This window comes from Bacillus sp. AFS018417 (assembly GCF_002560985.1).
Classification (GTDB): Bacteria; Bacillota; Bacilli; order Bacillales; family Bacillaceae_G; genus Bacillus_A; species Bacillus_A rhizoplanae.
The window spans coordinates 1-13553 of sequence record NZ_NTTM01000034.1 but is presented as its reverse complement, the minus strand read 5'-3'; the positions used below and the strand labels follow the sequence as shown (position 1 = coordinate 13553).

The 13553-nt window shown below is 37.3% G+C and carries 13 protein-coding genes, 1 tRNA gene and 2 riboswitches; of the genes, 11 read left to right on the top strand and 3 right to left on the bottom strand.

The annotated features are described in order from the left end of the window. Positions 1–22: 22 nt before the first annotated feature. From CN326_RS14875 to tsaD, 5 genes are all read left to right on the top strand, one after another. Positions 23–98: transfer RNA gene (locus tag CN326_RS14875), tRNA-Asp, on the top strand. 190 nt (positions 99–288) lie between these two features. Next, positions 289–762, top strand: a complete 474-nt coding sequence (gene tsaE, locus CN326_RS14870; protein WP_098309788.1) for a tRNA (adenosine(37)-N6)-threonylcarbamoyltransferase complex ATPase subunit type 1 TsaE — start codon at positions 289–291, stop codon at positions 760–762. Then, the gene (gene tsaB, locus CN326_RS14865; protein ID WP_098309787.1) at positions 743–1435 is read left to right on the top strand and encodes a tRNA (adenosine(37)-N6)-threonylcarbamoyltransferase complex dimerization subunit type 1 TsaB; all 693 of its coding nucleotides are present in this window, start codon (positions 743–745) and stop codon (positions 1433–1435) included. Before tsaE ends, tsaB begins: the two co-directional genes overlap by 20 nt. Positions 1436–1446: 11 nt before the next feature. Continuing rightward, positions 1447–1890, top strand: coding sequence for a ribosomal protein S18-alanine N-acetyltransferase (gene rimI, locus CN326_RS14860; protein ID WP_098309786.1), 444 nt, complete (start codon positions 1447–1449; stop codon positions 1888–1890). Continuing rightward, positions 1890–2906 (top strand): tRNA (adenosine(37)-N6)-threonylcarbamoyltransferase complex transferase subunit TsaD, encoded by a 1017-nt coding sequence (gene tsaD / locus CN326_RS14855; RefSeq protein WP_098309785.1) that lies wholly within the window; start codon positions 1890–1892, stop codon positions 2904–2906. The genes rimI and tsaD overlap by 1 nt, the downstream gene beginning before the upstream one ends. Before the next feature lie 307 nt (positions 2907–3213). Here the strand turns inward: tsaD and CN326_RS14850 are convergent, their stop codons facing one another. After that, on the bottom strand, positions 3214–5139 hold the full coding sequence (locus CN326_RS14850) for an ABC-F family ATP-binding cassette domain-containing protein (protein ID WP_218007850.1): 1926 nt from the start codon (positions 5137–5139) through the stop codon (positions 3214–3216). Between the two features lie 182 nt (positions 5140–5321). Between CN326_RS14850 and CN326_RS14845 the strand changes: the two genes are divergently transcribed. Then, positions 5322–5951 carry a redox-sensing transcriptional repressor Rex gene (locus CN326_RS14845; protein ID WP_098309783.1) on the top strand — a complete coding sequence of 210 codons (630 nt, stop codon included), beginning with the start codon at positions 5322–5324 and terminating at the stop codon, positions 5949–5951. A 26-nt stretch (positions 5952–5977) separates the two neighbouring features. Here CN326_RS14845 and CN326_RS14840 read toward each other — a convergent pair whose 3' ends face one another. Both CN326_RS14840 and CN326_RS14835 read right to left on the bottom strand, forming a co-directional pair. Continuing rightward, a complete protein-coding gene (locus CN326_RS14840) occupies positions 5978–6175 on the bottom strand; it encodes a YdiK family protein (RefSeq protein WP_098309782.1) in 198 nt (65 codons plus the stop codon). A gap of 2 nt (positions 6176–6177) precedes the next feature. Further along, on the bottom strand, positions 6178–6906 hold the full coding sequence (locus CN326_RS14835) for a CPBP family intramembrane glutamic endopeptidase (RefSeq protein WP_098309781.1): 729 nt from the start codon (positions 6904–6906) through the stop codon (positions 6178–6180). Between the two features lie 370 nt (positions 6907–7276). Here CN326_RS14835 and groES point away from each other — a divergent pair, with 370 nt between their 5' ends. The 5 genes from groES (at position 7277) to CN326_RS25110 (ending at position 13350) form a co-directional block, all read left to right on the top strand. Further along, complete coding sequence (gene groES / locus CN326_RS14830) at positions 7277–7561, top strand: co-chaperone GroES (RefSeq protein ID WP_098309780.1); 285 nt, start codon at positions 7277–7279, stop codon at positions 7559–7561. Positions 7562–7599: 38 nt separating this feature from the next. Continuing rightward, entirely contained in the window at positions 7600–9237 is a 1638-nt protein-coding gene (gene groL, locus CN326_RS14825) for a chaperonin GroEL (RefSeq protein ID WP_098309779.1), read from the top strand. 387 nt (positions 9238–9624) lie between these two features. Next, a riboswitch (purine riboswitch) is annotated at positions 9625–9726 on the top strand. 150 nt (positions 9727–9876) lie between these two features. Further along, a complete protein-coding gene (guaA, locus tag CN326_RS14820) occupies positions 9877–11415 on the top strand; it encodes a glutamine-hydrolyzing GMP synthase (protein ID WP_141525054.1) in 1539 nt (512 codons plus the stop codon). A 163-nt stretch (positions 11416–11578) separates the two neighbouring features. After that, a riboswitch (purine riboswitch) is annotated at positions 11579–11681 on the top strand. Positions 11682–11810: 129 nt separating this feature from the next. After that, positions 11811–13136 carry an NCS2 family permease gene (locus CN326_RS14815; RefSeq protein WP_098309777.1) on the top strand — a complete coding sequence of 442 codons (1326 nt, stop codon included), beginning with the start codon at positions 11811–11813 and terminating at the stop codon, positions 13134–13136. A gap of 88 nt (positions 13137–13224) precedes the next feature. Next, positions 13225–13350, top strand: coding sequence for a hypothetical protein (locus tag CN326_RS25110; protein ID WP_255258135.1), 126 nt, complete (start codon positions 13225–13227; stop codon positions 13348–13350). The last annotated feature ends 203 nt before the right edge of the window (positions 13351–13553 follow it).

Below are 13553 nucleotides of genomic sequence, written 5' to 3'. Positions count from 1 at the left end.
AATCCTGTCCCCGCAACCAAATGGTCCCGTGGTGTAGTGGTTAACATGCCTGCCTGTCACGCAGGAGATCGCCGGTTCGACCCCGGTCGGGACCGCCACTTATATAATATAAAGAACGAAACAATATGTTTCGTGTTTTTTTATTTACTCTAATTAAACTTATAAGACAGTCAATCTTATCCTTAGGACAACTCCTAAGGTCTTTTTTATATAATCGAAACTGAAACAAAAATAAAAAATCTGTATAATAAAGAGCAGGGAATACTAACAGTAAGGTAGGTGAAACCTTTGAATAAATATGAAATAACAACAATGTCTTCAGAAGAAACGCAGAATTTATCAGAAAAGCTTGGACAATTAGTTCAGGCGCAGGATGTTTTGATTTTAGAAGGAGACTTAGGTGCAGGTAAGACAACATTTACAAAAGGTCTTGCAAAAGGTCTTGGTGTAAAACGTGTTGTGAATAGCCCAACGTTCAATATTATTAAAGAATACAAAGGACGATTACCGCTTTATCATATGGATGTATACCGCCTAGCGGAGAGCGAAGAAGATTTAGGGTTTGATGAATATTTTTATGGTCAAGGTGTAACAGTGGTGGAGTGGGCGCATTTAATAGAGTCTTTTTTACCACTTTCACTTTTAAAAATCAGTTTATTCCACACGGGGGATAGTACAAGAAAAATTGTATTAGAGCCGAGCGGAGAACGTTATATTAGATTATGTGAGGAGCTATTACAAAATGAAAGTACTAGCAATTGATACTTCTAACTATGTAATGGGAGTTTCTCTTATTGATGGAAATATGGTTGTGGGAGAAATCATTACAAATTTAACAAAAAATCACTCTGTGCGTCTAATGCCAGCAGTAGAGCAACTTTTACAAGAATGTAATGTGAAACCAAAAGAATTAAATAAAATCGTTGTAGCAGCTGGTCCAGGCTCTTATACAGGTGTTCGTATTGGTGTAACAGTAGCAAAAACATTAGCTTGGTCATTGCAAATTCCGATTGTTGGTGTATCAAGTTTAGAAGTGCTGGCAGCAAACGGAATAAATTTCCCAGGGTATATTTGTCCGTTATTTGATGGTCGTCGTCAGCAAATTTATACGGGATTGTATACATATAGAGAACAAAAGTTGCAATCTGTGAAAGAGGATCGTATTATTCTCATTGCCGATTGGTTACAAATGTTAAAAGAGATAGGACAACCTATTTTATTTATCGGAAATGATGTAGAACAGCATAAAGATACAATTGTAGAACACTTAGGAGATCAAGCAGTATTTGCCCCGCTGACGAAACATAATCCACGCCCAAGTGAATTAGCTTTCTTGGGCTTACAGAAAGAAGAGCAATCTGTGCATACATTCGTTCCAAGTTACCTTCGTTTGGCAGAAGCAGAGGCAAAATGGTTAGAAAGTCAAACGAAATAGGGGTTTTATGAATGAACATTACATTTAGAAATATGAAGGAAGAGGATATTCCGCAAATTGTTGCGATTGAAGAAGCTTCATTTGCGACTCCTTGGACTGCCGAAGCATTTGAACGAGAATTAAAAATGAATGAGTATGCACACTACGTTGTACTGGAAACAGAGGAAGGAATTCTAGGTTATTGCGGACTTTGGGTCGTTCTTGATGAATCACATATTACGAACATTGCGGTATTACCACAATACCGTGGTCAAAGGCTCGGAGAAGTGTTATTACAAGAAGTAATGAACAAAGCGAGAGCTCTTGGAGCAAATACGATGACACTTGAAGTGCGTGTTTCAAATGAAGTTGCAAAAAAGTTATATCGGAAATTTGGTTTTCAAAATGGCGGAATTCGCAAAAGATACTATACAGACAATTATGAAGATGGTCTTGTAATGTGGGTGAACTTATGATGAAAAAAGATACAATTATACTGGGTATTGAAACAAGCTGTGATGAAACAGCTGTAGCAGTTGTGAAAAATGGACGAGAAATTTTAGCGAACATTGTAGCTTCGCAAATTGAAAGTCATAAACGTTTTGGCGGGGTTGTTCCGGAAATTGCATCTCGTCACCATGTGGAACAAATAACGGTTGTATTAGAAGAAGCGTTAAAAGAAGCGCAAATTACGTTTGAAGATATTGATGCAATTGCTGTTACAGAGGGGCCAGGCCTTGTTGGGGCATTGTTAATTGGTGTGAATGCAGCAAAAGCGGTAGCTTTTGCACATGGTATCCCGTTGGTTGGCATGCATCATATTGCTGGTCATATTTATGCAAATCGCTTAGTACAGGAACTGCAGTTTCCATTATTGTCTCTCGTTGTATCTGGTGGACATACAGAGCTTGTTTATATGAAAGAGCATGGTTCATTTGAAGTAATTGGCGAAACAAGAGATGATGCTGCAGGAGAAGCATACGACAAGGTGGCACGTACGTTATCATTGCCATATCCAGGTGGACCGCACATTGATCGTCTTGCCCATGAAGGAGAGCCGACAATCGATCTGCCTCGTGCATGGCTGGAACCAGATTCTTATGATTTTAGTTTTAGTGGTTTAAAATCCGCAGTTATTAACACTGTGCATAACGCAAAGCAGCGCGGAGAAGAACTAACACCTGAAGATTTAGCTGCAAGTTTTCAGGCAAGTGTAATTGATGTGTTAGTAACAAAAGCAGTACGAGCAGCGGAGGAGTATGGCGTGAAGCAAGTGCTTCTTGCTGGAGGAGTTGCAGCAAATAAAGGATTGCGGGCTCGACTAGAAGAGGAGTTTGCAAATAAAAACGATATAGAGCTTATTATTCCACCGTTATCTTTATGCACAGATAACGCTGCTATGATTGCTGCAGCTGGTACGATTGCATATGAGCAAGGAAAGAGGGCAACATTAGCATTAAATGCAAATCCTGGCTTGGATATTGAATCATAGTTATTCCGCGTTTAATGAGACACTGAATTTTCGACTCTCGTTAAAGAAGATAAGTTTAGTTAAATGTTAGTGGGGCCACAGATGAAAGTTTCACTTTATACACATAATTAACCACAACCTGTGGATAAAACCTATATTATCTGTTGATAATATAGGTTTTTTTGTGAGTATAAACTGTGGGTAAATATTATTTTATTTGTGGATAATGTGGAAAAATTAATATTTAGCTTGATAATATAAAATTGAATGTGTGAATAACACTGTGGATAAATAAAAAGGTCAGCGTAACTGCTAACCTTTTTATTTTTTATATTTGTAATTCTTCCCATTCTTCCATACATGCTTCTAATTGTTCTTGTAGTGTTTGTTTTTCTGCTGTAATATCACTTGCTCTTTCGTAATCAGCATATACTTCAGGCAGACAAAGTTGTTCTTCTAATGTAGCGATTTGCTCTTCCATTGCAGCAATGTTTTCTTCTAATTCCTCAATTCTACGCGTACGTTGGCGCTCTTGCTTTTTACGTTCTTTTTCTTCAATATAATTTAATTTTTCTTGCGCCACTTGTTTTTGTGCAGGTTTATTCGTTTCTTGTTCTTCAAGTTCTGCCCGTTCTAACATTTCATTTTTCTTTTCTATATAATAATCGTAATCGCCTAGATATTCCGCTGCCCCGTCTGTTGACAATTCAATAACTTTTGTGGCGATGCGATTAATGAAATAGCGGTCATGAGAAACAAATAAAATAGTTCCTGGAAAATCAATAAGAGCATTTTCTAATATTTCTTTACTACTTAAGTCTAAATGGTTTGTCGGTTCATCTAAAATAAGCACATTTGATTTTTGCATCATAAGTTTTGCAAGAGCTAAACGTGCTTTTTGTCCACCACTTAAAGAAGAGACTGGCTTTAAAACATCATCACCAGAAAATAAAAAGTTTCCAAGTACTGTGCGGATTTCTTTTTCTGGTTGTAGCGGGTAATCATCCCAAAGTTCATCTAATACGCGTTTTGATGATGTTAAGTTTGCTTGTTCTTGGTCATAATATCCAATAGAAACGTTAGAGCCGAATGAAAAACTGCCGTTTAAAGGACGAAGTTTATCCACAAGAGATTTTAATAAAGTGGATTTTCCGATTCCATTTGGACCTACAAGTGCAACACTATCACCTCTCGTTAATTGGAAATGAATGTGCTCAATGATTGGCTCGTTATTATAACCAATTGTGATATTTTTTACTTGTAGTACATCATTTCCACTTTGCCTATCGATATCAAAGTGGAAAGAAGCAGATTTTGTATCACCGAGTGGTTTTGTCATAAGCTCCATACGATTTAATTGTTTTTGGCGACTTTGTGCCCGTTTTGTTGTGGAAGCGCGGGCGATATTTTTTTGAATGAAGTCTTGTAACTTTGTGACTTCTTCTTGCTGTTTCTCATAACGCTTCATCTCTTGTTCGTATAGCGATGCTTTAAGTTCTAAATACTTACTGTAGTTCCCCGTGTATTTTCGACTTTGTTTATTAGAGATTTCATACACCTGTGTTACGAGTTTATCTAGAAAGTATCGATCGTGTGAAACGATTAAAATAGCACCAGGATAGCCTTGTAAATATTGTTCCAGCCACGTTAATGTATCGATATCTAAATGGTTGGTTGGCTCATCCAAAATAAGCAAATCTGGTTTTGTTAATAATAATTTGCCAAGAGCTAAACGGGTTTTTTGCCCACCACTTAAAGTGGAGATTGTAGTTCCGTGTGTCTCAGAAGGAAAGCCAAGTCCGCTTAAAACAGAGCGAATATCAGCTTCGTATTGGTAGCCGCCTTTATTTTTATAATCTAATTGCAGGCGATCATACTCTGCTAACAATCTTTCGTGTACAGTGACATTTGTGAAATTTTCTTCTTTCCCCATTTCTTGTTCTAGCCTTCGGAGTTCTTTCTCCATGCGTTGCAAGTCGAGAAATACCGTTAGCATTTCATCCCAAATGGTTAATGATGTTTCAAGACCAGTGTGCTGTGCTAAGTAACCGATAGATACATCTTTCGGTTTAATAATTTCTCCACTGTCATGGGACAGTTCTCCCGCAATAATCTTTAATAATGTAGACTTTCCAGCGCCGTTACGGCCGACAAGTGCAATGCGATCACGCGTCTGTACCTCTAACTTAATGTTTGAAAGAATCACTTCAGCGGCGTATAACTTGGAAAGGTTATTCACTTGTAGTAGAATCAATGTTTTCACCTCAAATAATTTCTTAACTTTGCCATGATTATATTTCTCAATCATACTAAAAATAGTGTATAGTTGAACATAATAGAGAAGTTCTCTCTCTATTATACAGGGAAAACTTTCAATGCTAAACTTCCGTACATGTTTCAATCACTTGAACAGATAGGAAGAGAGGAGGGGGTTGCATGGAGCAGCCTAAAATTCCGCAGGCGACTGCCAAAAGATTGCCTCTATACTATCGATTTATCCAAAACTTATCGTTATCTGGTAAGCAACGCGTATCATCTGCAGAATTAAGTGAAGCGGTGAAAGTGGATTCGGCGACGATTCGAAGAGATTTTTCATACTTTGGGGCATTAGGGAAAAAGGGATACGGCTATAACGTAAATTATTTATTGTCGTTTTTCCGCGAAACACTTGATCAAGATGATGTAACGCGTGTAGCACTAATAGGGGTAGGTAATTTAGGGACAGCTTTCTTACATTACAATTTTACGAAAAATAATAATACAAAAATTGAGATGGCATTTGACGTTGATGAAGAGAAAGTTGGAAAAGAAATCGGAGGAATTCCAGTATATCATCTGGATGAATTAGAAGAGAAATTATCCGATGATATAAAAGTGGCAATATTAACAGTACCTGCTTCTGTTGCACAAGCTGTAGCAGATCGCTTATCGCATACTGGTATACAAGGTGTTTTAAACTTTACACCTGCTAGGTTAAATATATTAGAACATATTCGAATTCATCATATCGATTTAGCGGTAGAATTACAAACGCTTGTGTACTTTTTAAAAAATTACCCACAATAAAAACGCAGGAATTCCCTGCGTTTTTATTATTTCTTCATACTACCTTTTTTCGGTTTAGAAAAAAGAAGGCGAAGTGCCAAATTAAAATCGACTGTTGCCATTATAGCGAGTAATATTGTATAAAAGTTCCAAATTGTATCTTCAACACTTGTAATTGCTAAGTATGTAAAAATACACCCAAGAAGAAAATACAAAGTTGCCATAACAAATGGTGAAGTTCGCATGTTTAAAATCCTCCGATGAATCCTTGCAATTTTTCAGCTTTTTCTATGTATGGGTGAAGTACAAATGTAATTAACATAACATTTGTATTCATCATAACATGAGCCATAATAGGTACAATAATCCGTTTTGTTTTTACATATAAAAATGAAAAAACAAGCCCCATGGAAATATACACTAATAAATGTGTAGGGTCAAAATGAATTAAAGCAAATATAAGTGAACTCACAATTGCTGCGATAAAGAAGTTATATCGTTTATATAGTGTTCCAAATAGAATCTTTCTAAATACAATTTCTTCAAGAATGGGAGCGAATATAGAAGAAACAATCATAAATAATGGAGCAGCTTTTATAATCTCGATAATGTTTTGTGTATTTTCAGATTCAGGTTTAACTTTAAAAATTTGTGTTTCAATTGTGCCAGCAATTACTTGGGCAAATAAAGCAAGAAAAACCCCCAAAATAATCCATCCTATTGTAGCGGGAATGTTTGTTTTTTCCCGATCCCATTTTTCTGATTGTGTATCGTTGCGTAATATCAAAAGGATAATAATAAGAGCAACAAAGAAGCTAATTATTCCCCAATGTGCAGTTGCCAATTGAACCTCTTCTTGAAAGCTCCTGTTTCCATTGTTGTATATTCCGCTTTTTAAAAGGAGCCACCCTCCAATTACACCTGATAATTGCATTAAAATATATGTAACAACAACCCACCAGTATTGTCTCTTCAATTTCGTAACTCCTTTTTAAATTTTTTGTAATGAAAAAGGAAAATGCTCTATCCATAGAGAAAACAACTTATGGCATCTTCTTATTGTAACATAGGAGAAGAGGGAAAAACGATGGAATATCAAATAGAATCTTCTATCAGTGCCGATCTTCCATGAAGTCAAGGATTTATATTATTGCGCTACCCATCAGGTAAAGAAGAGAAGCTTATGGAAAGACTGAAGAGGATGTAAAATAGTTTTCCGAAAAATTACGTTTTTTCACTTGCAAAAGAAAATGAGATTCTTTATTATAATAAGTGTGTTAGCACTCGAAGTGTTTGAGTGCTAATAAACATAAAATTTACATAGTAAATTGAGGAGGTTATTGTTCATGCTAAAGCCATTAGGTGATCGCGTTGTAATTGAACTTGTTCAAGCAGAAGAAAAAACAGCAAGTGGTATCGTATTACCAGACACTGCAAAAGAAAAACCACAAGAAGGTAAGGTAGTGGCAGTTGGTACTGGTCGTGTGCTTGAAAATGGTGAGCGTGTTGCTTTAGAGTTAGCTGTAGGCGATCGTATTATCTTCTCAAAATATGCAGGTACTGAAGTAAAATACGAAGGTGCAGAATACTTAATTTTACGTGAAAGCGACATTTTAGCAGTTATCAGTTAATTATATAAATCTTTAAAAATTCAAGGGGGTCAAATATTATGGCAAAAGATATTAAATTTAGTGAAGAAGCACGTCGTTCGATGCTTCGCGGTGTCGACACTCTTGCAAACGCAGTAAAAGTTACGCTTGGACCAAAAGGTCGTAACGTTGTACTTGAGAAAAAATTCGGTTCTCCGCTTATTACAAATGACGGTGTAACAATTGCAAAAGAAATCGAATTAGAAGATGCATTTGAAAACATGGGTGCAAAACTAGTAGCAGAAGTTGCTAGCAAAACAAATGATGTAGCTGGTGATGGAACGACAACTGCAACTGTATTAGCACAAGCAATGATTCGTGAAGGTTTAAAGAACGTAACAGCTGGTGCGAACCCAATGGGTCTTCGTAAAGGTATTGAAAAAGCTACTGTAGCAGCAATTGAAGAATTAAAAACGATTTCTAAACCAATCGAAGGTAAATCTTCTATCGCACAAGTAGCTGCTATTTCTGCTGCTGACGAAGAAGTAGGACAATTAATTGCAGAAGCAATGGAGCGTGTTGGTAACGACGGCGTTATTACATTAGAAGAATCTAAAGGATTCACAACAGAATTAGATGTAGTAGAAGGTATGCAGTTCGACCGTGGATATGCTTCTCCTTACATGATTACTGATTCTGATAAAATGGAAGCTGTTCTTGATAACCCATTTATCTTAATTACTGATAAAAAGGTTTCTAGCATTCAAGAAATCTTACCAGTATTAGAGCAAGTGGTACAACAAGGTAAACCACTTCTTATCATCTCTGAAGACGTAGAAGGCGAAGCGTTAGCTACATTAGTAGTAAATAAACTTCGTGGTACATTCAACGTAGTAGCTGTTAAAGCTCCTGGCTTTGGTGATCGTCGTAAAGCGATGCTAGAAGATATCGCTATCTTAACTGGCGGTGAAGTAATTACAGAAGAATTAGGCCGCGACTTAAAATCTGCAACTATCGCATCTTTAGGACGTGCTAGCAAAATTGTTGTAACGAAAGAAAATACAACAATTGTTGAAGGTGTAGGAAATACAGAACAAATCGAAGCTCGCATTGGTCAAATTCGTGCGCAGTTAGAAGAAACAACTTCTGAGTTCGATCGTGAAAAATTACAAGAGCGTCTTGCTAAACTAGCAGGTGGCGTAGCTGTAATTAAAGTAGGTGCAGCAACTGAAACTGAATTGAAAGAGCGCAAACTTCGCATTGAAGATGCACTTAACTCAACTCGTGCAGCAGTAGAAGAAGGTATTGTAGCAGGTGGTGGTACTGCACTTATGAACGTATATGCTAAAGTAGCTGGTATTGCAGCTGAAGGTGACGAAGCAACAGGTATTAACATCGTACTTCGCGCATTAGAAGAGCCAGTTCGTCAAATCGCAATCAACGCTGGTTTAGAAGGTTCTGTTGTTGTAGAACGCTTAAAAGGTGAAAAAGTAGGCGTTGGTTTCAACGCAGCAACAGGCGAGTGGGTAAACATGCTTGAGTCTGGTATCGTAGATCCAACGAAAGTAACTCGTTCTGCTCTTCAAAACGCAGCATCTGTTGCAGCAATGTTCTTAACAACTGAAGCAGTTGTTGCTGACAAACCAGAACCAGCTGGTGCTGCTGGAATGCCTGACATGGGCGGCATGGGCATGGGCGGTATGGGCGGCATGATGTAATTTCATGCGCCGCGAAACATCCATCTCTTTATAGAGATGGATGTTTTTTGTTCTATAAGCAGTAAAATATAAAGTGAAACTTCCATCAGTGGTTTTTTTTCATCCCCACTGATGGTTAGTTGAACCAATCGGGCTTTTACGGGCAGTTGTCCCCCGCCTATCTACCTCGCTTCTCTCTAAAACTTGAGGTGGGAGGCTTACTGCCCGTTAATGCGGGATAAAAAAGATAGGTGTTTCGGGAAACTATCTATAAGATGTTGACTCGTTCGAATAACTGTTAGTGAAGCTGGGGTTGAAGGAAGTTTCTCTATACAGGAAAATAATTTCTGTAGAATTTTGTCGCTTTCTCTCTTGACCGTATTCATACTTCATTGTTAGAATCTAGGAAGATAATATAAAGTATTCCTTCATATATCCTCAATGATATGGATTGAGAGTCTCTACCGGGTTACCGTAAACGACCTGACTATGAAGGCAGCGTGTCTATGTTTATAAGGAGAAAATTCCTTTATAAAGCTAGGCTCCTGCCTTTTCTTTGTTATGAGACTGAGGGCAGGGGACTGGCTTTTTTATTATATTGGTAATTGTTTTTACCAAATTGGTGAAAATGTTTATATACAGAACTATGGGGTGATTATTTTGAAGAAACAGCACGATACGATTATCGTTTTAGATTTTGGAAGTCAGTACAACCAGTTAATTGCACGTCGCATTCGTGAGTTTGGCGTGTATAGTGAACTTCATCCGCATACAATTACAGCAGAAGAAATTAAAGCGATGAATCCAAAAGGAATTATCTTCTCTGGTGGACCAAACAGTGTATATGGCGAAAGTGCATTCCACTGTGACGAAAAAATCTTTGACTTAGGCTTACCGATCTTCGGTATTTGCTACGGCATGCAATTAATGACAAAGCACTTTGGTGGAAAAGTAGAACGTGCAGACCATCGTGAGTACGGAAAAGCAGTATTAAAAGTAGAGAATCAATCGAAATTATATACAAATCTTCCAGAAGAACAAGTTGTTTGGATGAGCCATGGCGACTTAGTAACGGGCTTACCAGAAGGTTTTGTAGTAGATGCAACAAGTGAATCTTGTCCAATTGCTGGTATGAGCAATGAAGCACAAAACTTATACGGAGTACAATTCCATCCGGAAGTACGTCACTCTGAGCACGGTAATGATTTAATTAAAAACTTTGTATTCGGTGTTTGTGGTTGTACTGAAGGCTGGAATATGGAGAACTTCATTGAAGTAGAATTAGAAAAGATTCGTGAAACAGTTGGCGACAAAAAAGTACTATGCGCACTTAGCGGCGGTGTAGACTCTTCTGTTGTAGCTGTATTAATTCATAAAGCAATCGGTGATCAACTAACATGTATTTTCGTTGACCACGGCTTACTTCGTAAAGGAGAAGCTGAAGGGGTTATGAAAACATTTAGTGAAGGCTTCCACATGAACGTTATTAAAGTGGATGCGCAAGAACGCTTCATGAGCAAATTAAAAGGCGTTGAAGATCCAGAACAAAAACGCAAAATCATCGGTAACGAATTTATTTATGTATTCGATGATGAAGCATCTAGATTAGAAGGAATGGACTTCTTAGCACAAGGTACACTGTACACTGATATTATTGAAAGTGGTACAGCAACTGCACAAACAATTAAGTCTCATCATAACGTTGGTGGACTTCCAGAAGATATGCAATTCAAATTAATTGAACCATTAAATACATTATTTAAAGATGAAGTACGTGAGTTAGGATCTGAACTAGGGATTCCAGATGAAATCGTATGGCGTCAACCATTCCCAGGTCCAGGACTTGGTATTCGTGTATTAGGTGAAATTACAGAAGAAAAACTAGAAATCGTTCGTGAATCTGATGCGATTTTACGTGAAGAAATCAAAAAAGCTGGTTTAGACCGTGAAGTTTGGCAATATTTCACTGCACTTCCTGGCATGCGCAGCGTAGGTGTTATGGGTGACGAGCGTACGTATGATTACACAGTAGGTATTCGTGCTGTAACATCTATTGATGGTATGACAGCAGACTGGGCACGTATTCCTTGGGACGTATTAGAGAAAATCTCTGTACGTATCGTAAACGAAGTAAAACACGTGAACCGTATCGTGTATGATATAACAAGTAAGCCACCAGCAACAATTGAGTGGGAATAAAGTGAATTTCATGATATAAAAGACGATCCATCTATACTTTGATGTGTAGATGGATCGTCTTTTTTTATTTTTACACGAACGAAATTTGATTTTGAATAAAAAACGTTCGTTTTTCAATTGACATTTGGATGCATATAAGTTAATATGAGTATGTAATTAATAATAAAAGTGAATATTACAGCCGTCGTATAATATCGGGAATATGGCCCGAAAGTTTCTACCTAGCTACCGTAAATGGCTTGACTACGAGGCGTTTTAATATAAAGATAAGGGATAATTATCTTTGTTTACAGACGCTTCCATGTATATGCAATGGAAGCCTTTTTTATTTTTGTGGATAAAAGAGGGGCTAGGAAGGATTACGACGAGCAATCATATAACGGGGGAAACATAGAATGAAACGTTACTTTCAGTTCGATGAGCTCGGAACAAATTATAAAACAGAGTTCATTGCAGGGTTAACAACATTTTTATCTATGGCGTATGTGTTATTTGTCAATCCTGCTACGTTGTCGTTAGGGCACATTAAGGGACTACCGGCAGGAACAGGAATGGACGCAGGTGCAGTGTTTGTTGCAACTGCTTTAGCAGCAGCAATTGGATCACTAATTATGGGGATTTTTGCAAAATATCCAATCGCATTAGCACCGGGAATGGGAATTAATGCTTTCTTTGCTTACACAGTTCTATTGACAATGCAGATTCCGTGGCAAACAGCGATTGCTGGGACATTAGTATCAGGTATCCTTTTTATCATTCTTACAGCTTCCGGCATTCGTGAAAAAATTATTAACGCAATTCCAGTAGAGTTGAAATTTGCAGTGGCCGCAGGGATTGGATTGTTTATCGCGTTTATTGGCTTTCAAAATGCTGGAATTATTGTGAATAATGATGCTGTACTTGTTGGTTTAGGGGACTTAACAAAAGGAACAACATTACTTACGATTTTCGGTGTAGTTATAACTGTTATTTTAATGACAAGAAAAGTTAATGGAGCAGTATTTTTTGGGATGGTTCTTACAGCAATTGCTGGTGTAGTGACAGGATTAATTGATACACCAAAAGCAGTTATTGGTTCTGTACCAAGTTTGGAGCCGACATTTGGAGTTGCTCTTCAACATATTGGTGATATTTTCACTCCTAAAATGTTTGTTGTTATTTTAACTTTTTTCTTTATTGATTTCTTTGATACAGCAGGAACACTTGTTGCAGTTGCGAATCAAGCGGGCTTAATGAAAGATAATAAATTACCACGTGCAGGAAGAGCATTAATCTCTGATGCGATTGCAACTGTAATCGGAGCAATACTTGGTACATCTACAACGACGTCTTATATTGAATCCTCTGCAGGGGTAGCAGCTGGAGGACGTTCTGGATTTACAGCAGTTGTAACAGCAGGATTTTTCTTATTAGCACTTTTCTTTTCGCCATTATTAAGTGTAGTAACACCAGCTGTAACGGCACCGGCTTTAATTATTGTAGGGATTCTGATGGTATCATCATTAGCAGAAATTGATTGGAAGAAATTCGAAACTGCAGTACCGGCATTTTTTACAATTATTACAATGCCGCTCACATATAGTATTGCAACAGGGATTGCGATTGGTTTTATCTTTTATCCAATTACAATGGTTGTAAGCGGTCGTCGTAAAGAGATTCATCCAATTATGTATGTAATGGGAGTTTTATTCGTACTTTATTTTGTCTACGTTCGTCAATAAAAGGGGTTTTTTGAAAGGACTAGGAGGGGATGCCTAGTCCTTTTTTGCATCTTTGGGAGTTTTTATAATAAAAGTATGGAGAAAGTATATGGCAGAAGAACTGAGAGAGTATGGAAAAGAGAAAAATGAGTTACATGAGTTCTGGACACCGCTTACGTTTATTATGGGGGATTTGTATTTACTATGTAATTATTTGATTTATAGTTTCTTTTAAAAATTATATAAGAAAAATAAATCAAAACTTCTATCAATAGTGGAGGGCTTTATTACTGCCCGCGAGTAGCAGGGTAAATTGAGACAGTCTCATGATAAAAAGATTTATTGTAATAAATAAACCTTTTTATATTTTCTTAGAAAAACATATTGACGTTTAACATAAAAGGGTGTAATATTCTAGGAGTCGCTGATGCAACAGAG

Bases quoted from the DNA above. Each gene is read 5' to 3' on its own strand.
- tsaB (WP_098309787.1), top strand. From the start codon at position 743: ATGAAAGTACTAGCAATTGATACTTCTAACTATGTAATGGGAGTTTCT.
- rimI (WP_098309786.1), top strand. From the start codon at position 1,447: ATGAACATTACATTTAGAAATATGAAGGAAGAGGATATTCCGCAAATT.
- tsaD (WP_098309785.1), top strand. From the start codon at position 1,890: ATGAAAAAAGATACAATTATACTGGGTATTGAAACAAGCTGTGATGAA.
- CN326_RS14845 (WP_098309783.1), top strand. From the start codon at position 5,322: ATGGAGCAGCCTAAAATTCCGCAGGCGACTGCCAAAAGATTGCCTCTA.
- CN326_RS14840 (WP_098309782.1), bottom strand. From the start codon at position 6,175: ATGCGAACTTCACCATTTGTTATGGCAACTTTGTATTTTCTTCTTGGG.
- groES (WP_098309780.1), top strand. From the start codon at position 7,277: ATGCTAAAGCCATTAGGTGATCGCGTTGTAATTGAACTTGTTCAAGCA.
- groL (WP_098309779.1), top strand. From the start codon at position 7,600: ATGGCAAAAGATATTAAATTTAGTGAAGAAGCACGTCGTTCGATGCTT.
- CN326_RS14815 (WP_098309777.1), top strand. From the start codon at position 11,811: ATGAAACGTTACTTTCAGTTCGATGAGCTCGGAACAAATTATAAAACA.
- CN326_RS25110 (WP_255258135.1), top strand. From the start codon at position 13,225: ATGGCAGAAGAACTGAGAGAGTATGGAAAAGAGAAAAATGAGTTACAT.